The sequence below is a fragment of the Georgenia sp. Z2081 genome (genome assembly GCF_055326445.1).
Window position 1 is genome coordinate 108641 of sequence record NZ_JBUZNK010000010.1, and the last position, 25574, is coordinate 134214.

At 72.7% G+C, this 25574-nt stretch carries 22 protein-coding genes and 1 pseudogene; 18 read left to right on the forward strand and 5 right to left on the reverse strand.

From position 1 onward, the window contains the following. Positions 1-173 precede the first annotated feature (173 nt). On the forward strand, positions 174-1556 hold the full coding sequence (locus ACZLKG_RS13325) for a uracil-xanthine permease family protein (RefSeq protein ID WP_425707944.1): 1383 nt from the start codon (positions 174-176) through the stop codon (positions 1554-1556). A 125-nt stretch (positions 1557-1681) separates the two neighbouring features. On the opposite strand, the gene ACZLKG_RS13330 is transcribed toward ACZLKG_RS13325, so the two are convergent. The 3 genes and pseudogenes from ACZLKG_RS13330 to ACZLKG_RS13340 form a co-directional block, all read right to left on the reverse strand. Then, the gene (locus ACZLKG_RS13330; protein ID WP_425707945.1) at positions 1682-2308 is read right to left on the reverse strand and encodes a LytR C-terminal domain-containing protein; all 627 of its coding nucleotides are present in this window, start codon (positions 2306-2308) and stop codon (positions 1682-1684) included. A 250-nt stretch (positions 2309-2558) separates the two neighbouring features. Next, a pseudogene (locus tag ACZLKG_RS13335) lies at positions 2559-2852 on the reverse strand (type II toxin-antitoxin system VapB family antitoxin); the annotation flags it as partial. Between the two features lie 294 nt (positions 2853-3146). Continuing rightward, positions 3147-3647 carry a MogA/MoaB family molybdenum cofactor biosynthesis protein gene (locus ACZLKG_RS13340; protein WP_425707946.1) on the reverse strand — a complete coding sequence of 167 codons (501 nt, stop codon included), beginning with the start codon at positions 3645-3647 and terminating at the stop codon, positions 3147-3149. 220 nt (positions 3648-3867) lie between these two features. On the opposite strand from ACZLKG_RS13340, the gene modA reads away from it, so the two are divergent. Then, on the forward strand, positions 3868-4653 hold the full coding sequence (gene modA, locus ACZLKG_RS13345) for a molybdate ABC transporter substrate-binding protein (RefSeq protein ID WP_463649014.1): 786 nt from the start codon (positions 3868-3870) through the stop codon (positions 4651-4653). After that, the gene (locus ACZLKG_RS13350) at positions 4650-6770 is read left to right on the forward strand and encodes an ATP-binding cassette domain-containing protein (protein ID WP_463649015.1); all 2121 of its coding nucleotides are present in this window, start codon (positions 4650-4652) and stop codon (positions 6768-6770) included. The genes modA and ACZLKG_RS13350 overlap by 4 nt, the downstream gene beginning before the upstream one ends. A 24-nt stretch (positions 6771-6794) precedes the next feature. Here ACZLKG_RS13350 and ACZLKG_RS13355 read toward each other — a convergent pair whose 3' ends face one another. Then, complete coding sequence (locus tag ACZLKG_RS13355; protein ID WP_463649016.1) at positions 6795-7028, reverse strand: hypothetical protein; 234 nt, start codon at positions 7026-7028, stop codon at positions 6795-6797. 201 nt (positions 7029-7229) lie between these two features. Here ACZLKG_RS13355 and ACZLKG_RS13360 point away from each other — a divergent pair, with 201 nt between their 5' ends. After that, positions 7230-7772: a nucleotidyltransferase family protein gene (locus tag ACZLKG_RS13360; protein ID WP_463649017.1), complete on the forward strand. Its 543-nt coding sequence runs from the start codon at positions 7230-7232 to the stop codon at positions 7770-7772. Between the two features lie 214 nt (positions 7773-7986). Then, a complete protein-coding gene (locus ACZLKG_RS13365; RefSeq protein WP_463649018.1) occupies positions 7987-9204 on the forward strand; it encodes an MFS transporter in 1218 nt (405 codons plus the stop codon). Here the strand turns inward: ACZLKG_RS13365 and ACZLKG_RS13370 are convergent. Next, positions 9167-11032 (reverse strand): helix-turn-helix domain-containing protein, encoded by a 1866-nt coding sequence (locus tag ACZLKG_RS13370; RefSeq protein ID WP_463649019.1) that lies wholly within the window; start codon positions 11030-11032, stop codon positions 9167-9169. The two genes, ACZLKG_RS13365 and ACZLKG_RS13370, sit on opposite strands and share 38 nt — an antisense overlap. 204 nt (positions 11033-11236) lie before the next feature. Between ACZLKG_RS13370 and ACZLKG_RS13375 the strand changes: the two genes are divergently transcribed. The 13 genes from ACZLKG_RS13375 (at position 11237) to ACZLKG_RS13435 (ending at position 25554) form a co-directional block, all read left to right on the forward strand. Further along, positions 11237-12328, forward strand: coding sequence for a C4-dicarboxylate TRAP transporter substrate-binding protein (locus ACZLKG_RS13375; protein ID WP_425707953.1), 1092 nt, complete (start codon positions 11237-11239; stop codon positions 12326-12328). Between the two features lie 71 nt (positions 12329-12399). Further along, entirely contained in the window at positions 12400-12987 is a 588-nt protein-coding gene (locus ACZLKG_RS13380) for a TRAP transporter small permease (protein WP_425707954.1), read from the forward strand. Then, complete coding sequence (locus ACZLKG_RS13385) at positions 12987-14396, forward strand: TRAP transporter large permease (protein ID WP_463649020.1); 1410 nt, start codon at positions 12987-12989, stop codon at positions 14394-14396. Before ACZLKG_RS13380 ends, ACZLKG_RS13385 begins: the two co-directional genes overlap by 1 nt. A gap of 70 nt (positions 14397-14466) precedes the next feature. Further along, positions 14467-14904 carry a universal stress protein gene (locus ACZLKG_RS13390; protein WP_463649021.1) on the forward strand — a complete coding sequence of 146 codons (438 nt, stop codon included), beginning with the start codon at positions 14467-14469 and terminating at the stop codon, positions 14902-14904. A gap of 260 nt (positions 14905-15164) precedes the next feature. Then, on the forward strand, positions 15165-16394 hold the full coding sequence (locus tag ACZLKG_RS13395) for an FAD binding domain-containing protein (RefSeq protein WP_463649038.1): 1230 nt from the start codon (positions 15165-15167) through the stop codon (positions 16392-16394). A gap of 86 nt (positions 16395-16480) precedes the next feature. Further along, entirely contained in the window at positions 16481-16921 is a 441-nt protein-coding gene (locus tag ACZLKG_RS13400; RefSeq protein ID WP_463649022.1) for a cupin domain-containing protein, read from the forward strand. Positions 16922-17237: 316 nt separating this feature from the next. Beyond that, positions 17238-18113 carry an FAD binding domain-containing protein gene (locus ACZLKG_RS13405; protein ID WP_425707959.1) on the forward strand — a complete coding sequence of 292 codons (876 nt, stop codon included), beginning with the start codon at positions 17238-17240 and terminating at the stop codon, positions 18111-18113. After that, positions 18110-18685 carry a (2Fe-2S)-binding protein gene (locus tag ACZLKG_RS13410; RefSeq protein WP_425707960.1) on the forward strand — a complete coding sequence of 192 codons (576 nt, stop codon included), beginning with the start codon at positions 18110-18112 and terminating at the stop codon, positions 18683-18685. The genes ACZLKG_RS13405 and ACZLKG_RS13410 overlap by 4 nt, the downstream gene beginning before the upstream one ends. Continuing rightward, positions 18682-21147, forward strand: coding sequence for a xanthine dehydrogenase family protein molybdopterin-binding subunit (locus ACZLKG_RS13415; RefSeq protein WP_463649023.1), 2466 nt, complete (start codon positions 18682-18684; stop codon positions 21145-21147). The genes ACZLKG_RS13410 and ACZLKG_RS13415 overlap by 4 nt, the downstream gene beginning before the upstream one ends. Further along, complete coding sequence (locus ACZLKG_RS13420) at positions 21144-22046, forward strand: AAA family ATPase (protein WP_463649024.1); 903 nt, start codon at positions 21144-21146, stop codon at positions 22044-22046. The genes ACZLKG_RS13415 and ACZLKG_RS13420 overlap by 4 nt, the downstream gene beginning before the upstream one ends. Beyond that, the gene (locus tag ACZLKG_RS13425) at positions 22043-23251 is read left to right on the forward strand and encodes a vWA domain-containing protein (protein WP_463649025.1); all 1209 of its coding nucleotides are present in this window, start codon (positions 22043-22045) and stop codon (positions 23249-23251) included. Before ACZLKG_RS13420 ends, ACZLKG_RS13425 begins: the two co-directional genes overlap by 4 nt. Continuing rightward, positions 23248-24342, forward strand: coding sequence for an XdhC family protein (locus ACZLKG_RS13430; protein ID WP_463649026.1), 1095 nt, complete (start codon positions 23248-23250; stop codon positions 24340-24342). The genes ACZLKG_RS13425 and ACZLKG_RS13430 overlap by 4 nt, the downstream gene beginning before the upstream one ends. A gap of 246 nt (positions 24343-24588) precedes the next feature. After that, positions 24589-25554 (forward strand): ABC transporter substrate-binding protein, encoded by a 966-nt coding sequence (locus ACZLKG_RS13435; RefSeq protein WP_463649027.1) that lies wholly within the window; start codon positions 24589-24591, stop codon positions 25552-25554. Positions 25555-25574 lie beyond the last annotated feature (20 nt).

Sequence of the window (25574 nt, forward strand, 5' to 3'; positions counted from 1 at the left end):
AGGCCGGAGCCCGTGGCGCCGGCGGGTCCGGGCGCCGGCCCGGACGTTCGCAGCATCGCACAGGGCGGCCGACGACGTCGCGGTCCGCCGCGGGGAGCGGCCCCCGGCGCGGGGCTAGCATTGCGCGGGTCCCGCCCGGGGCCACGAACGCGCAGGTAGGCGAGGGAGTGCACATGGCGTCGGGTCGCACGGAACGCACGGAACACACGGGCCGCAAGGGTCTGTGGACCCTTCACGGGGACGGCAAGGTCGTGGGGTCCGGCGACGTCGTCGCCCCCGAGGAGCGGCTCTCGTGGCCGGCGACGATCGGCATCGGCGCCCAGCACGTCGTGGCCATGTTCGGCGCCACGTTCCTCGTTCCCCTCCTCACGGGGTTCCCGCCCGCGACGACGCTGTTCTTCTCCGCCGTCGGGACCCTGCTGTTCCTCGTCATCACCGGCGGGCGGCTGCCCAGCTACCTCGGCTCGAGCTTCGCGTTCATCGCGCCGATCACGGCACTGCAGGTCGTCCCCGGCGAGCCGACACCGGAGGAGATGGCCCTCGCCCTGGGCGGCGTGCTCGTCACGGGCGTGGCGCTGGCGCTGGTCGGGCTGCTCGTCCACGTCGCCGGATCCAGGTGGATCGACCTCGTCATGCCGCCGGTCGTCACGGGAACGATCGTCGCCCTCATCGGCTTCAACCTCGCGCCGGCCGCGTGGGGCAACGTGCAGCTGGCGCCGGTGACGGCCGTCGTGACCATCGTGTCGATCCTGCTGATCACCGTCCTGTTCAAGGGGCTGCTCGGGCGGCTCTCGATCCTCGTCGGCGTGCTCATCGGGTACGCCACGGCGCTCGTGCGCGGCGAGGTCGACCTCGACCCGGTGCGCGACGCCGCCTGGATCGGCCTGCCGGACCTGACCGCCCCGACGTTCGACATCAACGTGCTCGGCCTGTTCCTGCCCGTCGTCCTCGTCCTCGTCGCGGAGAACGTGGGCCACGTGAAGTCGGTGGCCGCGATGACGGGGCGCGACCTCGATCCGGTGACCGGGCGGGCGCTCATGGCCGACGGCCTGGCCACCGTCCTGGCCGGCAGCGGGGGCGGTTCCGGCACCACGACCTACGCGGAGAACATCGGAGTCATGGCCGCCACGCGCGTCTACTCGACGGCGGCCTACCTCGTGGCCGGCCTGTTCGGGCTCGCACTGTCGATGTCACCGAAGTTCGGGGAGCTCATCGCGACGATCCCCGCCGGCGTCCTCGGCGGTGCGGCGACCGTGCTCTACGGGATGATCGGCATGCTCGGTGCGCGCATCTGGGTGCAGCACCGCGTGGACTTCTCCGACCCGGCCAACCTCAACACCGCGGCCGTCGCGCTCGTCATCGGCATCGCCAACTTCACCCTCGTCATCGGGGACATGACGTTCGAGGGCATCGCGCTCGGCTCGTTCGCCACGCTGATCGTCTACCACGGCATGCGACTCATCGCCTGGCTGCGTGGGACGCACCAGGAGTCCGCTTCGCCGGCGTCGGCGCCGTCGGGCTCGGAGGTCGGTCGTGACCGGGGGAGCGCGGACTGAGGGTCGCGCGGGGGGCAGGCCGGTCATGACCGGGGGAGCGCGGACCGAGGGTCGCGCGGGGCGCAGGCCGGTCGTGACCGGGGGAGCGCGGACCGACCCTGCCGCGGGGCGTCCGCCCCGGCGGCTCAGCCGTCGGTCGGGACCTCCTCGACCGGCACGCACTCCTCGGGGGCGACGAGCGGCTCGGTCGGGTCGAGCGCGGTCATCTCCTCGGGCGGGAGCAGCGAGTCGTAGGCCTCGCCGAGGACGATGTCGACGGACTCGTCGGTGCGGTCGTCCATCGTGACCTCGGCGCTGGGGAACACGCGCGCCACGGAGTAGGCGGGCACCACGCCCGGTGCGCCGGCGATGATCCGGACCGCCCCCGTGATCGGGCTGCCCGCCCAGTTGCCCTGCTGGTTGACGACGATGCCCGCGGCCGCGAGCTCCTGCGCGGTGGTGCCCGCGAGCCCGCCGCGCTCGGTCGCGTTGAACACGTTCGCCGTGATCTCGTCGAGCGGCCGCGCGGTGGCGCCGGGCGGGGGGCACGGCTGGGACGCCTCGCCCGTGCCGCCGCCGTCGGTGGCGGACTCGGGGTCGGCGCTGAACTCCCGGTCGAACGGGCTGGGCAGGATCTGGGCCCAGATCGCGGCGGCGACGAGGGCGACGAGCAGGAGCACGGCCACGAGGCCGCCGATGACGGTCGTCTGCCGCTGCTGTATGGCGCGACGACGTCGGTCGTGCGGCGACAGCTTGGTACGGGCCGAGTTCACCGGGCCACCGTAATCGAGAAGGTCACGCGCGATCGGTAGGTGGGCGACGGCGGGAGAGCGGACGGCGGCGCACCTGGCGCTCCGGCCCGGCCGCGGACGTGGGCGGCGGTGGCGGCGGCGGAGGGGCGGTCGACGTGCGCGGAGGAGGCGGTGGGGCCGAGCCGAGCGGAGGGCGCGTGGAGCCGGCCCGGGACGAGCGGCGCAGCGGCGCGTCGATCGCGGTGTGCGTGCCGGTCGGGTTCGTCGGGTCGTCCAGGTCGAGCACCCGGGCGTGGATGACGGTCCGCTGCTGGAGCGCTGCGCGCAGCGCCCGATGCAGCCCGTCCTCGAGGTAGTGGGCGCCCTGCCACCGGACGACGTGGGCGAAGAGGTCCCCGAAGAACGTCGAGTCGGAGGAGAGCAACGAGTGCAGGTCCAGCTCGGCGCGCGTGGTGACGAGCTGGTCGAGGCGGACCTGGCGCGGCGCGACCGCGGACCATTCCTTGGGCGTGACCAGGCCGTGGTCGGGGTACGGGCGCCCCTCGCCGACGGCCTTGAAGATCATCGCTCGTTCGTCGCTCCTCGCCTGTTCCGGGGTGCGGGCCCCGTCCGGTGTCCTGGTGATGGCGCCGGCCGTGAGCCCGCGTACCGGCCGACGCGTTCGCTGCGCCCCGCTGCCGGGCGCAGCCGCGTCGTCCGTCCGATCGTAGGCGGCGGACCGCCCGCGTCGCCGATCCGTGCGGTGGCCCGAGGTTGCCGTTGTGTCACGGCGCACAGGAGCGGCAGTGGGTGGGGTGGACCGGGGGTCCGTGGATCGCAGGGACCGTGGAGCTCTGCCCGGCGGGCCCGGGGGTTCCGTTCAGTGCGCGGCGCCGGCGGCCTGCCCGAGCACGTGGCGCACGAGCGGCGCGACGACGGCGACCGTGTCCCGCACCCCGCCCGTCGATCCGGGCGCCGTGACCACCAGCGCGCCGCGCTCGCCCCGGTCCGTGAGGCCGACGACCCCGCGCGCGATGACGGAGTGCGGCGTCGAGGCCAGGCCGCGGGCGCGGACCTGCTCGGCCACGCCCGGCAGGTCGAGCGCCAGCAGCGGAGCGACGGCCTCCGGCGTGACGTCCCGCGGCCCGACCCCGGTCCCGCCGGTGGTGAGCACGAGGCGGGCGCCGGCCTCGAGGGCCGCGCGCACGGCCCCCTGGATGGCGTCGATCTCGTCGGGCACGACGACGGCCTCGTCCGCGACCATGCCCTCGGCGGCGAGCAGGTCGCGGGCCAGCGGGCCCGAGCGGTCCTCCTGCGTGCCGGCGTGGCAGCGGTCGGACACGGTGATGACGGCAGCGGGGACGTCCGGAGTCGTGTTCATGCTCACCACGGTAGGAGACGGGCCCGTGGGACGTTCGCCCGACGCCGACGCCGACGCCGACGCCGACGCCGACGCCGACGCCGACGCCGACGCGACCCTGCGAACATGAGACGTTCCGCATCCACGCTGACAACACGCGAACAGCGCCGCAGATGCGGTGCTAGGGTTCCATTCATGCCGAATCATCGGCATCACGACGGCGATCGAACGGACGGGTGACATGAGACGAGGCCCGGGACGGGTGGCGCTCGCCGCGAGCGCGGGAGTGCTCGCACTGGGGCTCGCCGCCTGCGGCACGAGCGACGACGAGAACGGGTCCGGGTCGGACGACGTCGGCGACGGCGCAGGCGGCGGTGACGGCGGCGACCTGACGATCTACGTGGCCGCCTCGCTCGCGGATGTGCTCACCGCGGCGGCCGAGGACTGGACAGAGACCTCCGGGGTCGAGGTCTCCGTCGTCGGGGGCGGTTCGAACGCGCTCGTCGACCAGCTGGTCGAGGGTGCGCCGGGGGACATGCTGGTCACCGCGAACCTCGAGACGATGGACCGCGCGGTCGAGGAGGGCGTCGCGGCCGACCCGACCGACCTCGCGACGAACACGCTCGTCGCCGCGATCGCGCCGGACAACCCCGGCGGCATCGAGAGCGGCGCCGACGCGTGGGCGTCCGACCGGCTCGTCGTCTGCGCGCCCGAGGTGCCCTGCGGCACGGCGACGGAGGAGCTCGCCGAGCTGAGCGGCGTCGAGTACGACCCCGTCTCCCTCGAACCCAACGTCACCGACACGGTCGGCAAGGTCGAGACCGGTGAGGCCGACGTCGGCATCGTCTACCAGACCGACGTCGGCGACCTGGAGTTCGTGGAGCTCGACCAGTCCCAGGAGGTCATCGTCACCTCGGCGGTGGCGCTCACCGCCGACGCCGGCGACGACGCCGGGAGCCTCCTCGTGCACTTCCTGTCCGAGGACGTGCGCGCCACCCTCGGCGAGGAGGGCTTCGGACGCCCGTGACACGTGAGCGGACCGGGCGTACAGCCGCCACCCCGCCGTCCGCCGCGGTGGGTGCGTCGGGGCGGCACCCGGCGGTCGTCGCCGTCGGGATCCTCGCCCTGGCCTACCTCGTCCTCCCCCTGGTCGGGCTCGTCTCGCGCGTCGACTGGGCCGGGCTGCCAGAGACCCTGTCCCGGCCCGACCTGCTCGACGCCCTGTGGCTCTCGCTGCGCACGTCTGCCGCGGCTGCCGTCGTCACGACGCTGCTCGGCGTGCCGCTCGGCCTGTGGCTGTCGGGTCAGGCGCGCCTGGCGCCGGTCGCGCGGCTCCTCGTGCTCCTGCCCCTCACACTGCCCCCGGTGGTCGCCGGCCTCGCGCTCGTGGCCACCCTCGGGCGCAACTCACCCCTCGGGCGTGTCCTCGGCGAGCTCGGACTCGACGTCGGGTTCACCACCCCCGCCGTCGTCCTCGCCCAGGTGTTCGTCGCGCTGCCGTACGTCGTCGTCACCGTCGAGTCTGCGCTGCGCGTGCTCGACCCCGCCCCCGCCGACGCCGCGCGCGCCCTCGGTGCGCGGCGCTGGACGGTCCTCGCGCGCGTGGTCCTCCCGGCGGTGGCACCCGCCGTCGTCACCGGTGCCGCTCTGGCCGGGGCGCGCGCCCTGGGCGAGTTCGGGGCGACCCTGACGTTCGCCGGCTCCCTGCCCGGTGTCACCCAGACGATGCCGACGGCGATCTACCTCTCGCGCGTCTCCGACCCCGAGGGCGCCTACGCGCTGGCGCTCGTCCTCATCCTCACCGCCGTGGTCCTCATCGGCGCCGGCCTGTGGCTCGCGGGCCGGCTCACCGCCGGCAGCGGCCGGGACCGGGGCGCACCTCCGGAGGAGGGGTCCGCAGAGGGCCCGGGTGACCGGTCCCCGCTCCGGTCCGGAGCCGGAACCACGCCCGACGACGCCGGACGCACCGACCGGGGGGCGGCCGTCGCTCTGCGGGCACGGGTCGTGCACCCTGCGCGGGGTGTCGACGTCCGCGTGACGCTGCGGCCCGGCCGCCTCACCGCGGTCGTCGGGCCGAACGGTGCGGGCAAGTCCACCCTCGTCGCCTCGCTCGCGGGCCTGCTCCCGGACGCCGAGACCGACGTGAGCGCGTACCGCGCCGACGCGGGGGCGGGAACCGGCGGCACCCAGGGTGCGCCGGCCGTCGGCAGCGCGCCCGCTCCCGATGCCGCCTCCGACGACCGCGCCCCCCGCACGGCCCTGCTCAGCCAGAACCCGGGACTCCTGCCGGGCCAGCGGGTGGTCGACGCGGTCGCCCTCGGCCCCCGGATCCGCGGCGCGCGCACCGCCTCGGCCCGCGAGCAGGCGCACGCGGCGCTGTGCCGGGTCGGCGCCGAGCACCTCGCGGGCCGACGCGTCGGCACCCTCAGCGGCGGCCAGCGCGCCCGCGTGGCGCTCGCCCGCGCGCTCACCGTCGACCCGGACGTGCTCCTGCTCGACGAGCCGTTCGCCGCCCTCGACGTCCGCGCGGCCGCCGAGGTGCGCGACGTCGTGCGCGAGGTGCTGGTCGGCCGCACGGGCATGCTCGTCACGCACAACCTGCTCGACGTCGCGAGCCTCGCCGACGACGTCGTCGTCCTCACCGACGGCGGCCTCGCCGAGTCGGTGCCCGTACAGACCTTCCTCGCCGCCCCCCGGTCGGACTTCGGGCGCCGGCTCACCGGGGTGACCACGCTCGACGGCGAACGGACCCCCTCGGGGAGCGTCGCCGTCGCGGGGACCGAGCTCGTCGGAACGGACGGCACGCCCGGCGGCCCCGCGCCGGCCGGCCGGCCCGGGCGGGGTGGCGGCGCGGCCACCCGGGCGGGTGACGGTACGCCCGGCGCGTGCCTCGTCCACGTCCGCGCGGCGGACGCCCGCGCCTCGCTCGACGAGCTGCCCGGGGCGCTCCCGGCCAGGCCGGTCGCCGTGACGGCCTCGGTCGGAGCGGTCCGCCTCGACGTCGAGCTCGGCGACGGTCAGACCCTCGACGTCGACGTCCCGCCGGGCTGGGAGGGCCTCGGGTCGGAGGTCGTGTGGGTGCGCATCGAACGGTTCGCCACGAGCGACCCGGAGCCTGTGGGGGCGGCGCTGCCCGCCCGGTAGCGCGGCCGGCCCGTCCGCGAGTGCTCAGTGGCCGGCGCGCGCCGCCCACCAGGAGGCCGTGTAGCGCAGCCCGCCGTACGGCGGAGGGGTCGTCCGGGGAGCCCCCGTGAACGCCGACTCGACGTCGGTGACGAGCTCGGCCGGCGGGAGCATCCAGGCGGTGTCCGGTGAGAGGGCCGACGGTGCGCCGGTAAGGGGGGACGCCTCGGCCACCCGCTCAGGTCTCGTGGAGCCGACGGTCGTGGCGTCGTGGGACATCGCGGGTCTCCTTCCGAGGTCGTGCGGTATCCGGAACGGGTGGTCCCGGGTAGACGGGTGACCGTAGTGCATCACGCGGGCGGTCGATGACACACGGCGACACGTGGACAGTTCTCCACCTCGGCGGGCTGTGGATCGGCGGCGAGCACCCCGCTTGCCGCCCCGCTTGGCGCCGAGCCCCGGCTGGGGGACGCTGGCCGGATGGAGACGGAGGCCCCCGCCGGTGGGACGTACGGGCTGCTGCTCGCCGCGGGCGCGGGCAGGCGCTACGGGCACCCGAAGATCCTCGTCCCGGGCTGGCTCGAGCACGCCGTCGACGCACTGGGTCGGGGCGGCTGCGATCGCGTGCTCGTCGTCACCGGCGCCGCCCGGCCCGAGATACCGCGCGGCGCGGAGGAGGTCCACTGCGCCGGGTGGGACCGGGGGATGGGAGTCTCGCTGCGGGCCGGGCTCGGCGCGGTCCCCGCGGGCGCCGGGCACGTGGCCATCCACCTCGTCGACTACCCCGACATCGGGCACGACGTCGTCGCACGCGTCCTCTCAGCCGCGGGCGACGACCTCGCCCGCGCCGCGTTCGACGGACGCCCGAGGCACCCCGTGGTCGTCCCGGCCGTCCACCTCGCCCCGCTGCTCGCCGCGCTCACCGACGACGACGGGGCGGCGCCCTACCTGCGCGGGCAGCGCGTGCGGCTCGTCGAGTGCGGCGACCTCGCCGGCGGGGAGGACGTCGACGTCCCGGGCTGACCCGTGACAGGGGTGTCCGGCCCGCGTCCGGTGTGGGTCGCTCCCGGTGGCGACAGCGCGGGCGAGGGGCGGTGGCCCGGCACACCGGCGGCGCGGTCCGCTGGCCGGGCCGACATGGACGGGGTCGGCGTCGAGGGTGAGAATGGCTGCCCGAACGTCCGGACCGGCGGTGCGTGCCGGTCGCGGACGAGGACACGAGGGAGACGAGGTCTGCGTGACGGGGAGCGGCACGCGAGCAGGCGCATCGGACCGGCCGCACCCGCTCCTCCTGATCCCTGCCGGACTCCTGGCCTCCGCCGCCGGCTGGGGGCTCGCCGCCGCGGGCGCTGCGGCCGGGACGCTCGCCCGCTCGCACGGCACCACCCTCGTCACGATCGGCCTGCTGACGACCGTGTTCGCTGTCGCCTATGCGGCGCTCCAGATCCCCACCGGCGTCCTCGTCGACCGGTGGGGCGTGCGCCGGACCGCGTTCGCAGGACTGGGCCTGACGGTGCTGGCCTACGCGGCCGCCGTCGTGACCCCCTCGCTGCTCATCGCGTTCCCGGCGCGGCTGCTCGCCGGCGCGGGCTGCGCCGTCGGCTTCGTCGCGGGCGCCGAGCTGGCGCGTCGCTCGCGCACCGGCCCGACCGGGCTGGGCGTCTTCGGCGGCATGGCGATCGGCACCGGCGGCATCGCGATCGCGGTGATCCCCGCCCTCGAGGACCTGCTCGGCTGGCGCTCGGCCTGGATCACCTGCATAGCCGTGGCCGTCCTGGCCGGGCTGCTCGTGCTCCTCCTGGTCGACGACGCGCCACAGGAAGGACCGCCGGCAGCCACCGCCTCGGGGGCGCGACCTCACCTGCTGCGCGACCCCGAGCTCCTCCGGCTCGCCGCCGTGCACGCCTCGACGTTCGGGATCGGAGTCGTCCTCGGCAACTGGACCGGGACGATCCTCACGGAGCGTTGGGGGATGGAGCCGCGCACCGCGTCCACCGTGGCCTCGCTCGTGCTGGCGACGACCCTGGTCAGCCGGCCCCTGGGCGGCTACCTCACCTCGCGGATCGGCCACCGCAGCCGCAGCCTCGTCGCGGTGTCGCTGGTCGCCTGCGCCGTCGGCACGCTGCTGCTCGCCGTCCCCTCGACGCCGGCCGTGGCCGTGGTCGCGACCCTGACGATCGGCGTGGCGAGCGGCCTGCCGTTCGCCTCGGCCCTCGCCGGCGCCCAGCGGCTGCGCGACGACCGGCCGGGGGCCGCGGTCGGCGTGCTCAACGCGGCGGCGAACTTTCTCGTCGTCATCGGCACACCGCTGCTCGCGTGGGCGATCGAGCGCGGCGCGACCGCCGGTGCGCTGGTGGTGGTCGCCGTCGCGTGGGCGGTGCCGCTCCTCGCGCTCCCGCGCACGCTGAGCGACGGGGCTACGCGTCCAGGGTCCGCGCGACCTGGTCGGCCATGAGCGCCATCCCCACGTGGACGACGGCGTCCGTCCCGGACAGGGACAGGCCGAGGATCTCCTCGATGCGCCGCACGCGCAGGCCCACGGTGTTGGGGTGTACGTGCAGCTCGCCCGCCGTCGCCGCCGTGTTCTGATCGTGCGCGAAGTACACGGACAACGTGTCGACCAGGCTTGAGCCGCGCCGCTCGTCGTGCGCGCGCAGCGGGCCGAGCAGGCGCTCGGCGTAGCGGACGAGCTCGGCGGGGTCCTCGATCTGGAGCAGGAGGGACATCGGACCGAGGTCGTCGAGGCGGATGGTGCCGTCCCGACGGCGCCTGACCCGTGCGAGCTCGGCCATGCCACGCCCGAGACGGAAGGCGCCCGCGTACTCGTGCATCGAGCGGCAGGTCGAGGAGACCGTCACGGACGCCGTCCCGGAGCGTCCACGGATCCGGCGGTAGGTGCGCCTGAGCTCGTTCGCGACAGCATCGATCGCCGACTCCTCGTCGTCGGGCCACAGCATGACGACGTAGGGACCGATCGCGGCCACGAGCGGGCGTGGACGAACCGACGACGCCGCGGAGCGAGCGGCGCCGAGCAGTGCGCTCTCCCCGGCGGTGCTCGCCGTGTCCGGCCGCGCGACGAGGACGACGTGCGGGTGGTCGAGGTCGTGGTCGAGGCGCTGCGCCCGGGAGGTCAGGTCGGCCGGCGTCGTCGGCCCACCGCGCACGAGCTCGTGGACGAGGTCGCTCGACGTGCGCCACTCGACCTCCTGCGCGGTCCGCCGCCGAAGGAGCTCGAGCGCGAGGACGGTCCCGGCGTAGTCCACCGCGCGCCGCTCGAGCCGGGACAGGTCCGCGCTGCGGCCCTCGAGCCACACGTGGGCGGCGACGTCCCCGCCGAGCCGGACCTGCAGGATCGTCAGGGGGCCGTCCGGACCGTCGACGTCGACCAGCTCTCCACCGGTCGATGTCTCCTCCGCGCGGCCGTCGCCCGGACCGTCGTCGGCCGGTGGCGCGGTGAGCGACTGCCCGTCCACCACGACGCGCGCGATCTCCCGGCCGCCGGGTTCCTCGACGACGACGGACCGATGGAGCAGCTCGCTCAGCGCCAGCGTGACGCCCTCGACGCCGCCTTGCTCGAGGGCGACCTGTGCGAGCCGCTGGTGGATCGCCTCGGCCTGCTGGGCGAGCGTGTGCTGCTCCTCGAGCGAGGAGTTCAGCTGCTCGAGGTTCTGGATCGTGCGGGCCTGGGCGGTACGCAACCGGGCGCTGGCGATGGCGATCGCCGCCTGGTTCGCGAGCGTGCCGGCGAGCTCGACGACGTGCTCGTCGAACGTCTGGCGCCTGCTCGTGTACCCGTTGAGGGTCCCGACGGTCGTGCCGGACACGATGAGCGGCACGGCGATCATGGAGCGGAACCCCTGCTCCCGGGCCCCCTCGCCCCACTGTGCGAACGCCGGGTCCGTCGCGGTGTCGAGCACCTGGACCGGCTCCTGCGTGAGGAACGCGCGCGTGGACGGGGCCTGCGTCGTACCTTCTTCGATCGTGATCGGGTGGAGGGCGTTGACCTCGGTGATGTACCGGGGCGAGAACCCGTAGGAGCCTTCGACCACGAGGACGCCCTTGGTGCGGTCGGGCAGGAACACGCCGCAGAAGTCGAATCCCATGAGCCGGCACGCGGTCTCCGCCACGAGGTTGAGGAGGGTCGGCACCGAGACCGGCTCGTTCACGGCCGACGAGATCTCGGCGACGCCGTGCAGGAGGTCGCGTAGGCCGACCGGTTCCGGTGAGGAGGCGTCACGGCCGACGTCGATCGGCTCGTGCGAGAGGGGATGGGTGGGCGACATGGCGCGGTCCTTTCGGGGCGGAGCGTCGACGCTGCCATGCCCTCGTGGCCGACCGTACTGGATGTCGCCACAGTGGGAGCTCATCGAGCGGTGCAGCGGCCCATTGAGCGGGTGAGTGTGAGCCGGTGACGCTCGGGCAGTTCTGTCCCCGTACCCGAAGGGTTCTCGATGGCTCGCGTGATGACGCGCAGGCGACGCTCGACCATGCGGCGTACCACGGCCGCCACAGTCGTGGCGGGTGCAGCGGCGCTGGCGGCCTGCTCGACCGGCGCGCCCACGACCGCCGAGGGCGGAGAGACGTTCACCCTGACGATCGGAGCCGGGGTCCCCCGGACCGCGCTGACCTCGGTCGGATCGGTGTCCGACGTCTTCGTGCCCGAGGTCGTACGCAGGGTCTCCGAGGAGACGATCCACGAGATCGAGTTCGACGAGTTCTTCGGCACCTACGTCGAGGTCGGCGAGGAGCTCGACGCGATGGAGTCCGGCCAGCTCGACATGGGGGCCTCGGTCTTCCCCTACAACCCGTCTGAGCTCCCCCTGCACAACCTCGGCTACTACGTGCCCTTCTCCTCGCCCGACGCAGAGATCGCGATCGCCGCGTTCCGGCAGGTCTACGAGGGGAACGAGGAGTTCCAGCAGGTCTACGCCGATCGCAACCAGACGGCGATCGCGTTCCTCGCGGTCGGCAACTACGGGCTCGGCACCAACTTCCCGGTCGAAGGGGTCGAGGACCTCACCGACCGGCAGGTCGCCGGCGTCGGATCGAACCTCGAATGGCTCGGGCCGATGGACGTCGTCCCGGTCCAGGCGCCCTCGACCGAGTGGTACTCGGCGTTCCAGACGGGTGTGTACGACGGCGTCGTCAACTTCGTCGAGGGATTCGACAACCTCCGGCTCTACGAGGTGCTCAGCCACTTCACCGCGATGGACTTCGGCGCGGTGCCGCTGGGGGCGCTCACCGTCAACCAGGACACCTGGGAGACGCTCCCGCCGGAGGTCCAGGACATCGTGCTCGAGGTCGCCCTCGAGTTCGAGCAGGTCTCCGCTCAGGCGGTCAACGAGGCCGTGGCGCACTCGGAGGAGACGATGGCGGCGGAGGGAATGACGGTGACGGAGCCCAGCGACGAGCTCCGCGAGCACTGGACCGAGGCGCTCGCCGACCTCCCGCAGCGGCGCGCCGACGAGATGGACGAGTCCGGGCGGCCCGGCTCCGAGCTCATCTCCGCCTACATCGCGGCGCAGGAGGAGCTCGGGCACGAGTATCCCGTGCCCTACGAGCCGGGGGAGCAGCAGTGACCGCGCGCGATGCGACCGGCGGCCCACGTCCTGGCGGTGCCGCCAGGTTCGTCGACGGAGCCGACCGTGTGATGCGGACCGTGTCCGGTGCCATGGCGGTGCTGGCGGGGGTGCTCCTCGTCGTGATGATCGGCTGGGTCCTCGCGAGCGTGGTGGGTCGGTTCGTCGACGGTGTCGTCGTGATCGGGAGCGCCGAGGTCGCCTCGAACGGGGTGGCCGCAGTGACACTGCTGTGCGTGCCCTACGTGATGCGGAGCGGCGGCCACATCCGGACCGGGATCCTCGTCGACCGCCTCCCGGTGCGAGCACAGCGCGTCGCCTGGATCGTCGCCTGCCTGCTCGGCGCCATCGTGTTCGCCGTCGTCGCGTGGTCGACCTGGGGGCCGATGCTCGAGTCCTGGGCCTCCGGCGAGTACTCGGGCGAGGGGTCTATTCGGATTCCGACCGGCCCGCTACGCACGATCGTCGTCCTGTTCGCCGTCTGCATGGCGGTGGAGTGCCTGCTTGCCGCGCACCGAGGGCCCCGGTCGTCCGCCGACCACGACGGTGCTGCCCCCGCGAGCGATGCCGGCCCCGGTCACGGTGCCGACACCGTGGCACCGGCCGGGGGGCACTCTTCCCGGAACGGCTCCGGCCGGACCGGCAGGAGGGAGGCGTGATGGCGGATCTTGCCGTCGGAGGCGTCGCCGTCGTGGCGCTCTTCGCCCTGGTGGTCCTCGGCGTTCCGATCGCCTTCTCGCTGTTCGTCGCGAGCCTGCTCGGGATGCTCCTGCTCACCGGGAGCGTCGAGCAGACGGCGGTGCTCGTGTCCAACACGGTGCTCGGCGGGGTACGCGACTACGTGTTCGCCGTCATCCCGCTGTTCATCCTCATGGGCGCCTTCATGAGCCACAGCCCCGCGGCGCGCTACCTGTTCGACGTCGCCAGGCTGGTGGCGCGACGGCTCATCGGCGGGCTCGCCTCCGCGACCGTCTTCGCCAACGGGATCTTCGGCGCCGTCACCGGCGTCAGCGTCGCCTCAGCCGCGATCTTCGCACGCATCGCCGTGCCCGAGATGGTCGCGCGCGGGTACGACAAGAAGCTGGCCCTGGGGACCGTCGCCGGAAGCTCGGTCCTGGGGATGCTCATCCCGCCCAGCCTGCTGATGATTCTCTACGGGGTCCTCGCCAACGTCTCGATCGGCACCCTCTTCATCGCCGGCATCGTGCCCGGAGTCCTTCTCGCGCTCGTGTACGTGCTGACGATCACCGCCATCGGTGTCGCACGCCCCGAGCGGGTCGGCCGCCCGGCCCGGCCCGGGCGGATCGCGACCGCGTCGCCCACCTCCTCCTCGTCCGCCGCCACGGAGCCGACCGGCACCGGGTCCTCCTCGCCGGCGCTGCCGACCGCGAGGACGACGGTCGAGGACGTCTCGGCCGCGCGGACGATGGTGCGCGCGCTCCCGATCGGCGCACTCATCGCCCTGGTCCTCGGCGGGATCTGGCTCGGATGGTTCACGCCCACCGAGGCGGCGGCCGTCGGTGCGTCCGGGGCGTTCGTCGTCGCGGTCGGCTACGGCATGCGGACGCGGGCCATCGTCAGCGCGTTCCGCGAGTCCGCGGTCAGCATCGGCTCCATCATGCTGCTGCTGATCGGTGCCCAGCTGTTCTCCCGGACCCTTGCCCGCAGCGGGCTGGTCACCGAGATGACGAACCGGATCACCGACTCGGCGCTCTCGGAGGGGATGGTCGTCCTGCTGTTCGTCGTCGTCCTCATCGTGCTGGGGGCGGTGCTCGACTCGAGCTCGATCCTGCTCATCATGGTCCCGCTCATGGCCCCGGTCGTGACCTCGCTCGGACTCGACCCGATCTGGTTCGCGATCATCGTCATCGTCGCGGTGGAGGTCGGGCTCCTCACCCCGCCGTTCGGGATGTCCCCGTTCGCCATGAGCGCCGTCCTCGGCGACCGCGCCACGGTCGGCGAGATCTTCGCCGGCGCGATGCCGTTCGTCCTCGCGATGCTGCTCACGCTCGGCCTGCTCGCCGCGTTCCCACCGTTGGTGACGTGGTTGCCGTCGCTGCTCGGATGAGCCCCGGTCCGCGTCCGGGCTCCGCCGTCGTTCCGCCGTCACGACACCCATCAGCACCAGGAGGAACAACATGACGATCGTCGTCGGATACTCACCGACCGATGCAGGGCGCGCAGCCGTCGACACTGCCGCCGCCGAGGCACGCCTGCGCGACGCACTGCTCGTGGTGGTGTCGGTGGGGCGGGCCGGAGAACCCCAGGGGCCGAGTGCCGCGGCTGCGTTCCGCGACGAGCTCGACGAGGCGCGCCGCGCGGTCGCGGGAGTGCTCGACGAGGTGGGCCGGCTGCTCGTCGACTCCCGGGTCGAGCACGAGCTGGTGCCGATCGTGTCGAGCGAGGACCCGAGCAGCGAGATCCTCCGCGTCGCCGACGAGCGGTCTGCCGAGCTCGTCGTCATCGGGATGCGACGACGCTCGCCGGTCGGCAAACTCGTCTTCGGCTCCGACGCACAGCGAGTACTACTCGGTGCGCGCTGCCCTGTCATGGCGGTGCACGCGCAGCAGCACTGAAGTCGGCTGCCTCTCGCCGGTGGCGCACCAGCCGACGCGAGTCACCGCACCGTGGTGGCCTGCCGGGCGCCTGTCGCCGGCTGGTTCCTCGCCGGTTCGACGGCCGGCGGCGAGGACTGGGCCGTGACACAGCAAACTGCGCATCTTCTGTCGCTCCCGCCATGGAGGCGGCATCGAGGCCCCTCGATACTGAGGGCCGGGCGCGACGCGGGGAGACCGGCGTCGACCGGCCGCGAACCACTACGAAGGAGAAGTCGATGGTGACAACGTTCGACGGCGCGCGGGCCCTCGTGATCGGAGGATCGATCGGCGGTCTCACGCAGGCGCTGCTGCTGCGCGACCTGGGGTTCGACGTCACCGTGTTCGAGCGGACCCCCCGCCTGCTGACCGACCGCGGGGGCGGCATCGTGCTGCAGCCCGACACGGTGCGATGGTTCGCCGAGCGCAGCGAGCGAACGCCCGAGGACGTGAGCTCGGCGACGAGCTACCTGCGCTACCTGGGCAAGGGTGACGCGATCCTCCACGAGGAGAGAATCGAGTGGCGATACTCCTCGTGGTCGACGATCTACCGCGCGCTCTACGAGGACTTCGACGCGCACAGGTACGTGCTCGGCGAGTATGCGGCGGGCTTCAGCCAGGACGAGGACGGCGTCGAGGTCCGGTTCGTCAGCGGTCGGGTCGAGCGCGCGGAGCTCGTCGTGTTCGCCGACGGCATTTCGTCGATCGGCCGGCAGCGGCTCAACCCCGGTGCGGGAGCGACCTACTCCGGCTACGTCGGCTGGCGCGGCACGGTCCCGGAGAGCCTGCTGTCCCCGGGGTCGCACGCGCTGCTGGGGGACGCGCTCGCCTACTCGGTGGCGCCCCACACCCAGATCTGCATGTACCCGATCCCGGCGTCGCAGGACGCTCTCGGACAGGGCGACCGGCTGATGAACTACGTCTGGTACCGCAACGTCACCGAGGGCCCCGAGCTTGACGAGATGATGCTCGACAAGCAGGGGATCCCCCGCCCGGTGTCGGTGCACCCGGGCCAGGTGCAGGACCGCTACGTGGCCGAGATGAAGGAGGCCGCGGGCGACCTGCTCGCCCCGGCCGCGGCCGAGCTCGTGCGCCTGACCGAGGAGCCGTACATCCAGGCCCTGTACGACATCCGCAGCGAGCGCGCGGCCGTCGGGCGGGTGGCCCTGGTCGGCGATGCGTCCTTCGCGTCCCGACCGCACGCGGCCGCAGGGAGCGCGAAGGCGGCGGCGGACGCGTGGGCGCTGGCCGAGACGCTGGGGTCCGGGGACGGGGACATCCCCGCCGCGCTGGCGGCGTGGGAGCCCGAGCAGCTCGCGCTGGGGCACGCGCTCGTCGACAGGGTCTCCGCGATGGGGGAGCGCTCGCAGTTCACGAACACGTGGGTGCCCGGAGACAAGGACCTGGAGTTCGGCCTCTACGGCGCCGGGGTGCTCACCCGCGAGGCGGCCCGGGCCACGGCGACGCCCTGATCAGCAGGCGCCGTCCGGCGCGGACGGAACAAGTACCGGGCCCGAGGGCCGGACCCGACAGGACGAGGAAGGTTGTGGTGAGAACGATGACGACGCCGAAGTTTCTTGCGGATCTCTCGCTGGCCGGAGAACTGGTGGGAGAGAACTTCGAGGGCTGGCCGGACGATGTGCGCAAGGAGTTCGAGGACCTTGCGTTCGACGGTCACGTCGGATCCCGGCTGCTCAGCGAGACCGACCGGGTGCGCGTGTGGGAGATCCGGCTGGCGCCGGGGGAGCGGTGGCACGCCCACCGGCACGTGCTGGACTACTTCTGGACCGCCGTGACGGCGGGGACGAGCAGACAGCACACCTTCGACGGCACCACGCGCGACGTGTCCTACGGGGCGGGCGAGACGCGGCACTTCCACTTCGGCCCCGGCGAGTACCTGCTGCACGACATCGAGAACATCGGCGACCAGGAGCTGATCTTCACCACCGTGGAGCACCTGGACAGCGACAACGACCCGCTTCCCGTCGACGCCGGCTGACCGGCGGCCGGTCCACGGTGCACCGTCGCCGTCCGGTCTTCCCCCCTGGGTGGAGGGCTCGCCAGGCCGCGACCGGCAAGGAGGCGCATCCGCTGTGACGGGGCACAGTCGACCACTGGCGGTCGGTGCGTTGCCACATGGATGACCTCGGCGGTGTGCGCGAGACTGGCGTCCACGCCGGTCGCGGGACGTCGTCCCGACCCCGGCAGCAGGCCTTTGCCCGAAGGAGAGCGATGGAGCCCCCCGCAGCAGCACGTTCCCACCCGTCAGGCGTCGTCGACGCCGACGCACAGACCACCAGAACGAAGGGAGCGCGATGAAGCCGTCGGCCTTCGCCTACCACGACCCCGAGACCATCGACGAGGCGGTGACGCTGAAGTCCGCCCACGGGTCGGACGCCACCGTGCTCGCGGGCGGCCTCAGCCTCATGCCCTTCATCTACGCACGCGTGCACCGGCCCGAGGTACTCGTGGACATCAATCGCGTCACCGAGATGCAGCAGGTCGTCGTCGCCGGCGACCACGTCGAGATCGGCGCGGGTGTCCGCCAACGGACCGCCGAGACCGACGGCGGGGTCCGCACGGCCGTCCCGATCCTCACCGAGGCGATCTCCTACATCGGTCACGCCGAGATCCGCCACCGCGGGACCGTCGGCGGCAGCATCGCGTTCGCCGACCCCGCGACCGAGCTCCCCACTGTCGCCGTCACCCTCGGCGCGCAGATGGTGGTTGCCGGCCCGTCCGGGGTCCGCACGCTGCCGGCCGAGGAGTTCTTCGTGGGGCAGAAGATCAACGCGCTCGAGCCCGACGAGGTCCTCGTCGCGACCCGGTGGCCGGTGCCCGGAGGGTCCCACGGATACGTGGAGGTCTCCCGACGCGTCGGCGACCGGCCGATGGCGGCCGCCGCCTGCCAGCTCGAGCTCGCCGACGACGGCACGGTGGCGGCCGCCGCGATCGGCGTCGGCAACATCGCCGACCGACCCCTGCGCGCCTCCGCGGCGGAGCAGCTGCTGGTCGGGAGCGAACCGACCGCTGAGCTCGTCACCGAGGCCGCGCGCACCGTCCGCGACCAGGTGACCAACGGCGACGACATCCACGCCACGCACGACTACCGCAAGCACGTCGCGGCGACCATCACCGCCCGCGCGATCACCGCTGCGCTCCACCGCGGGGCGAGAGGAGAGACGGCATGACGACACCGACGACGGACCGCACCCGGCGGCGCGAGATCACCGTGACCGTCAACGGCCGCGAGGTCGTGCGCGAGGTCGAGACGCGCATGACGCTCGCCGACTGGCTCCGCCAGGAGCTCGATCTCGTCAGCGTCCACCTCGGCTGCGAGCAGGGCGTCTGCGGGGCGTGCAACGTCCTCATGGACGGGCAGTCCGTGCGCTCGTGCCTCATGCTGGCGGTCCAGGTCGACGGCCACTCGATCGAGACGGTGGAGTCCCTGTCCGCCGACCAGAAGAACCTGCACCCGATCCAGGAGGCGTTCCACGAGGAGCACGGGCTCCAGTGCGGCTTCTGCACCCCCGCGATGGTCCTGCGGACCAAGGAGATGCTCGACGAGAGACGGGACCGGACCGACGACGAGGTGCGGGACGGCATCTCCGGGATCCTCTGCCGGTGCACCGGTTACCAGAACATCATCAACGCCGTCCAGTGCGCGGCACGCAAGCTCGACGCGGGCGGGTGCCCGCGTCGGGCCACGGCAGCGGCCGGCGGCAACGGAGCCGCGGACGAGGCAGGAGGCCACGAGTCATGACCAGCGCCAGCACCGAGCACCGCAGCGGCACCGAGTCCGTGCCGGCCCCGGAAGGAAGCAAGCACCGGTACATCGGCCGGAGCATGAAGCGGGTCGAGGACCCCCGGTTGCTCGTCGGTCGCGGCGGCTACATCGCCGACCTCAAGATCCCCGGGCTCAAGCACGCCGCCGTCTACCGCAGCCCGGTCGCGCACGGCCGGATCGTCTCCGTCGACGCCTCCGAGGCGCTGAAGATCCCCGGCGTCGTCGCCGTCGTCACCGGCGAGGACTGCAAGGCGAAGATGAACCCCTGCATGAACTTCGGGCCGGCGACGATCCCGCAGTACCCGCTCGCGGTGGACAAGGTGCGTTACTTCGGTGAGGCCGTCGTCGCGGTCATCGCGGACAGCCGCTACATCGCCGAGGACGGCGTCGACGCACTGAAGGTCGAGATCGAGCCGCTGCCGCACGTCGTCGACCCCTTCGCAGCGCTCGAGCCCGACGCTCCCGTGCTGCACGAGGAGCACGGCTCCAACCTCGCCTACGAGCGGACCTTCGACTTCGGCGGCGCCGAGGAGGCGTTCGCCGAGGCAGACATCATCGTCTCCGACACGCTCCACTGGGGACGGTCCTCAGGCACGCCCATGGAGACGACCGGCGCCGTCGCCCGCCCCGGGCTCAACGGCGTGCTCGAGATCTTCTGCAACTCGATCAACTTCACCTACTTCGCCTTCCTCATCTCCACCGCCCTCAAGCTGCCGAGCAACCAGGTCACCCTGCAGCCCGTCCCGGCCGGCGGCAGCTTCGGCACCAAGTTCACCGCCCACAAGGTCCCCACCCTCGCCGGGTTCCTCGCGCTGCAGGTCGACCAGCCGGTCGCCTACATCGAGGACCGGCTCGACCACACGATGAACTCCGACCACCACGCGTCCGACCGGTACTACGAGGCCCGGCTCGCGCTCACCGCGGACGGGACGTTCACGGCGCTCGACGTCGATGTTCTCGACGACTACGGCGCCTACCTCCAGTTCGGCGTCGGCACCCACGGCAACGCACTCTCGCAGTCGGTGGGGCCGTACAACATCGGGAAGCTGAAGTACCACCTCCGTGCCGCGGTGACGAACAAGTGCCAGCAGGGCGCCTACCGGGGCTTCGGCTCCGAGGTGCAGAACTGGGTGCTCGAACGACTCGTCGACCTGGCCGCGAAGGAGACCGGCATGCGGCCGGAGGACATCCGCAGGAAGAACTTCATCCGGCCCGAGCAGTTCCCCCACAAGATCCCGGGCGGCAACCTCTACGACTCCGGCGACTACGAGGCGGTCCTCGACGAGACTCTGGGGCTCGTCGACCTCGAGCACTGGCGCGCCGAGCAGGTCCGGCTACGCGAGGAGGAGGGCCGCTACGTCGGCATCGGCCTCGTCTCGACGCAGGAGCGCAGCGTCTTCAGCTCGACCGAGTTCTGGTACTGGTTCGACGAGCCGGGCTTCGCCCCGACCTCGAGCCCGGAGAGCGCGACGATCACCATCGACCCGACCGGCCAGTTCCACGTCGTCCTGCACTCGCAGGCGATGTGGGGCAACAGCCCGGAGACCGTGGCCGCGATGGTCGTCGCCGAGGAGTTCGGCACCGACCCGTCGACCGTCAACATCCGGTACCAGGACTCGGCGCACGCACTGCCGGGCACCGGGCCGGGCGGCAGCCGCTTCACGGTGATGGTGACCGGCGCGATCCGCGGCGCGGCGCGCAAGCTGCAGAAGAAGGTCATCGACATCGCGGCGCACACCCTCGAGGTGCCGGCCGAGGACCTGGAGATCGTCGACGAGCGCGTCCAGGTCAAGGGCGCCCCCGACGTCAGCCTCGGGCTCGCCGACGTCGCCGGGACGGCCTACTTCTTCGCCCTCAACCTCCCGCCGGGCGTGACGAGCGGGCTGGAGGAGCAGTTCACGTACGACCACCCGATGACCACGATGCCGTCCGCCGACCGCGCGGACCTCGGCGTCTTCTACCCGATCATGGGGCACAACTGCCACATCGCCGTCGTCGAGGTCGACCCGGACACCGGTCTGCTGAAGATCCTCGACTACACCGCCGTCCACGACGCCGGCACCGTCGTGAATCCCGTGACGCTCGGCGGCCACGTGGTCGGCGGCACGGCCCAGGGCATCGGCACGGCGCTGCTCGAGGAGCTCCCGTACGGGGAGGACGGGACGTTCGAGGCCATCTCGTTCCGTGACTACCTCGTGCCGACAGCGCACGAGGTCCCGTACGTCAAGCTCGGGCACGTCGAGACCCCGTCGCCGTACACGGAGTTCGGTATCAAGGGCGGCGGCGAGGGCGGCCGCATGGCGACCCCGGGCGTGCTGTCGGCGGCGATCGACGACGCGCTGAAGGAGTTCGGCATGCGCGTGCGCGAGCTGCCGGTCAAGCCGTCCGCCATCGTCGAGAGCGTCGCCAGGGCGCGCCGGTCAGGACTGAGCACATGACGACCGTGCCCGAGCACCACGGCTCGCCCGCCCAGGCCCGACCGGCCGACGCGGGCGAGCTGCGGGACGCCCTGCGCGGTGTCGGCTACGTCGCCGGCCACGACCTCGCGATGGCGGCGTTCCTCGCGCTGCGGCTGGGCCGTCCGCTGCTCCTGGAGGGGGAGAACGGCGTCGGCAAGACGGAGATCGCTCGGGCGCTCGCCGACGTGCTCGGTCGCGAGCTCGTCCGGCTCCAGGCATACGAGGGCATTGACGCGAGCCAGGCGCTCTACGACTGGCACTACCCGGCGCAGCTGCTGGCCGTCCGCGAGGGCGCCGGTCACGCCGATGTGTTCACCGAGGAGTTCCTGCTTGAGCGTCCCCTGCTCCGGGCGCTGCGGGCAGGCTCGGGTGCCGTGCTGCTCATCGACGAGCTCGACCGGGCCGACGACGAGTTCGAGGCGTTCCTGCTCGAGCTCCTGTCCGACTTCGCCGTGACGATCCCCGAGATCGGCCGGGTGAGCGCGGCCGAGCCGCCGCTGGTCGTCCTCACGTCGAACCGGACCCGCGAGCTGCACAACGCGGTCCGTCGCCGGTGCCTCTACAGCTGGGTCGAGCACCCCGGGCCGGAGCGTGAACGTGAGATCCTCGCCCTTCGGGCTCCCGAGGTGCCCGAGCAGCTGGCCAGGGAGGTGTGCGAGGCGGTGGCACGGGTGCGCGGTCTCGAGCTCTCCCACCGGCCCGGCGTCGGGGAGGCGCTCGACTGGGCAGGTGCCCTGCACATGCTGGGCGTGACGACGCTCGACGCGGACGTCGCGCGCGCCACGCTCTCGACCATGACGAAGGACGTCGACGACCAGCGGGCCGTGCTCGACGCCGTGGAGACGATCGTCCCCGACCGGGACTCGGGCCCGGCGTGACGAGGACGGCGACGGACACCCTCCGGCGCCCGGACCCGCCGGCCGGCACGACGACCTCCGGGCGGGAGGTCGAGACGCTGTGCGCGGAGTTCGCCGAGGTCCTGCGCGGACACGGCGTGCGCATCGGCACGTCGCAGGTCCTCACCCTCGTCCAGGCGCTCCATGCGCTCGGTGGCGTGCGGGCGGGCGAGCTCTTCTGGGCCGGTCGCGCCATCCTCGTCCAGGACCCTCGGCACTACGACGCCTACGCGCGGGCGTTCGCCGAGTTCTTCGCCGGTGCCGTGCCGGGTGAGGATCTCCCCGTCGTGGCACGCCCCCCGACGAGCCTCCTCGTCGAGGCTCCGGACGGTCAGGGGCAGCCGCCGTCCGACGGGAGTGTCGAGGAGGAGTACCGCGAACAGCCCGAGCCTGCCCGGGTCGTGGCCAGCGCAGAGGAGCGGCTCCGGGTCAAGTCGTTCACCGCGATGACCGAAGAGGAGCGGCGCGAGGCGGCCCGGATGATCCGGGACCTGCGGCTGCGCCTGCGCCACAGGCTGAGCAGGCGGCGGCGCCCCGCCCGTTCCGGTCGGCACCTCGACATGCGGGGGACCATGCGGAGCCTCCTCGCCACCGACGGCGAGCCGCTGAGGCTCCGGCGGCTCCGGCGGCGCACGCGTCAGCGGCCGATCACCTTCCTCGTCGACGTCTCCGGCTCCATGTCGGCCTACGGCCGGACGATCCTGCGGTTCGCGCACATGCTCATGCGTGCCGGCGAGCGGATCGAGGTGTTCACGATCGGCGTGCGTCCCCACCGCGTGACGGCCGACATGCGCACGCCCTCACCAGATCGTGCCCTCGAACGGGTCGGTGCCGCGGTGACGGACTGGGACGGTGGCACCCGGCTCGCGTCCTCCATCTCCACCCTCCTGCGGGGCGGACGGGGGCAGGACGCGCTGCGCGGCGCCGTCGTCGTCGTATGCTCGGACGGGCTGGACCACGACGAGCCCGCGGTCATGGCCGCGAGCATCGCCAGGCTGCAGCGCCTGGCCCACGAGCTGGTCTGGCTCAACCCGCTCAAGGCGGATCCCCGCTACGAACCGCTGGCGCGCGGAATGGCTGCTGCGCTGCCACACATCGACGACTTCCGCGCCGGTCACAGCATCGCCGGCCTCGAGGCGCTGGCACCGGTGCTGGCCGGGCGCGGACGTTCAGGGAGGCTGCGATGAGGGACATTCTCGACGACGTGCTGGCGTGGCACCGGGCAGGGACCCGGTTCGCGCTGGCGACGGTGGTGCGGACGTGGAGCTCCTCCCCGCGCGGGCCCGGTGCGTCGATGGCGGTCGCGGAGTCGGGCGAGGTCGTCGGGAGCGTGTCCGGCGGGTGCGTCGAGGGGGCGGTGTACGACCTGGCCGAGCGCGTGATCGCGACCGGCGTGCCGGTGCGCGAGACCTACGGGGTCTCCGACGACGAGGCGTTCGGCGTCGGGCTGACGTGCGGCGGCACCATCGAGGTGTTCGTCGAGCTCGTCACGGCGGAGTCGTTCCCCGAGCTGCCCGCCGTGGCCGCGGCCGAGGCCGACCGCCGTGCGACGGCGGTCGCGACCGTCGTCGACGGCGAGGGCGAGCTCGGCGGCCGGATCGTCCTCGGGCCGGACGGTGCCTCCCGCACGGTGCGCGATCCCGACCTGGCATACAGCGTGGCGGAGCTCGCCGAGGGCCTGCTGGCGCACGGGCGCAACGGGGTGCTCCACCTCGGGGCCCACGGGGAGCACCGCATGGAGGACGTCACGGTGTTCGTCGAGTCGTTCGCGCCGTCGCCGGAGATGATCGTGTTCGGCGCGATCGACTTCGCCGCGGCCGTCGTGCGGGTGGGCAAGTTCCTCGGCTACCACGTCACGGTGTGCGACGCGCGGCCGGTGTTCGCCACCGCCCGGAGGTTCCCGGACGCGGACGAGATCGTCGTGCAGTGGCCGCACGACTATCTCGCCGGTCGCGAGGTCGACGAGCGGACCGTGATCTGCGTGCTCACGCACGACCCGAAGTTCGACGTGCCGCTGCTGGTCGAGGCCCTGGGGACCAGGGCCGGCTACATCGGGGCGATGGGCAGTCGGCGCACGCACGACGACCGGATGGCCCGGCTGCGCGAGGAGGGGGTCTCGGAGGCGAACCTGGCCCGGCTCTCCTCCCCGATCGGGCTGGACCTGGGCGGCCGCACCCCGGAGGAGACCGCGGTCGCGATCGCCGCCGAGATCGTCGCCGCGCACTGGGGCGGGAGCGGCCGGCGGCTGACCGACACCAGCTCCCCGATCCACGCCTGACCCAGAGCCCTCCGGCGGAGGGCAGCGTGAGTCTTCCGAACGCGCTCGATGGCGACCCTCTCGTCTCCCGTAGCTGACCAGCCGCGATGACGGCCTGGATCTCAGCGGACTTGACACCTTTTCAATGGTCCGACAAGGATGGTCCGAGTCGGACTACGTGAGTCGGGGCGCCGATCACGTTTGCACGACGAGCACCGTGGGTGCGTGTCCGGAGTGGTGCACGTTCAACGAGGAATGGAGCAGCTCATGAGTCGCAGACTGACAGTTGGGACCGTCTTGGTCGCCGGTGCTCTCGCGCTAGCCGCGTGCGGGGGCGACGCAGAGGGAGAGGCACCAGAGGGGGATGGTGGCCTGACGAGCATCACGGTCGGCGTGATCCCGATCGGTGATACCGCGCCCGCGTGGTTGGGGCTGCAGGAAGGAATCTTCGAGGAACACGGTCTGGACGTCGAGATCCAGGTGCTCCAGGGCGGCGCCGCCGTCATTCCTGCGGTGCTCAGTGGTGACCTCCAGTTCGGCTTCTCCAACACGACATCACTACTTATCGCGGCGGACCAGGGGCTCGGGCTCAGCTGGGTGGCTCCGGCTGCCTCGACCACGGGTGATGTCGAGGAGGACTTCAGCGCCGTGATGACCATGCCTGGATCCGGCATCTCGTCTCCGTCGGACCTCGAGGGGCGCACGGTGGCTGTCAACACCCTCAACAACATCGGTGACACGGTGGTCAGGTCCGTCGTCGAGGCCGACGGAGGAGACCCGGACGCGGTCGAGTTCGTCGAGCTCGCCTTCCCGGACATGCCTGCGGCGCTGACCGAGGGCAGGGTGGAGGCCGCGTGGGTGCTCGACCCGTTCATGACGATGTTGAACGACGAGGGAGCGGAGTCCATCAGTCGTCCCTACGCGGAGGTGCACCCCGAGCTGATGGTTGCCGCGTACTTCACGTCGGAGCAGCTCGCGAGCTCGGACCCGGAGGTCATCGAGGCCTTCCAGGCCGCGATGCAGGAGTCGTTGACGTACGCGGAGGAGCACCCGGACGAGGCGCGTGCCGTTCTCTCCGAGTTCACGGAGATCGCTCCGGAGGTGCGTGAAGCGATCGTTCTGCCTCGGTGGCCCAGCGAGTTCGCGATCGAGTCGATCGAGACCCTCGCCGATCTGGCCTATCAGCACGGTCTGCTCGAGGAGGAAGTTGCCCCTGAGAGCCTCCTCTACTGATCCGGCCGACCGTCGACCAC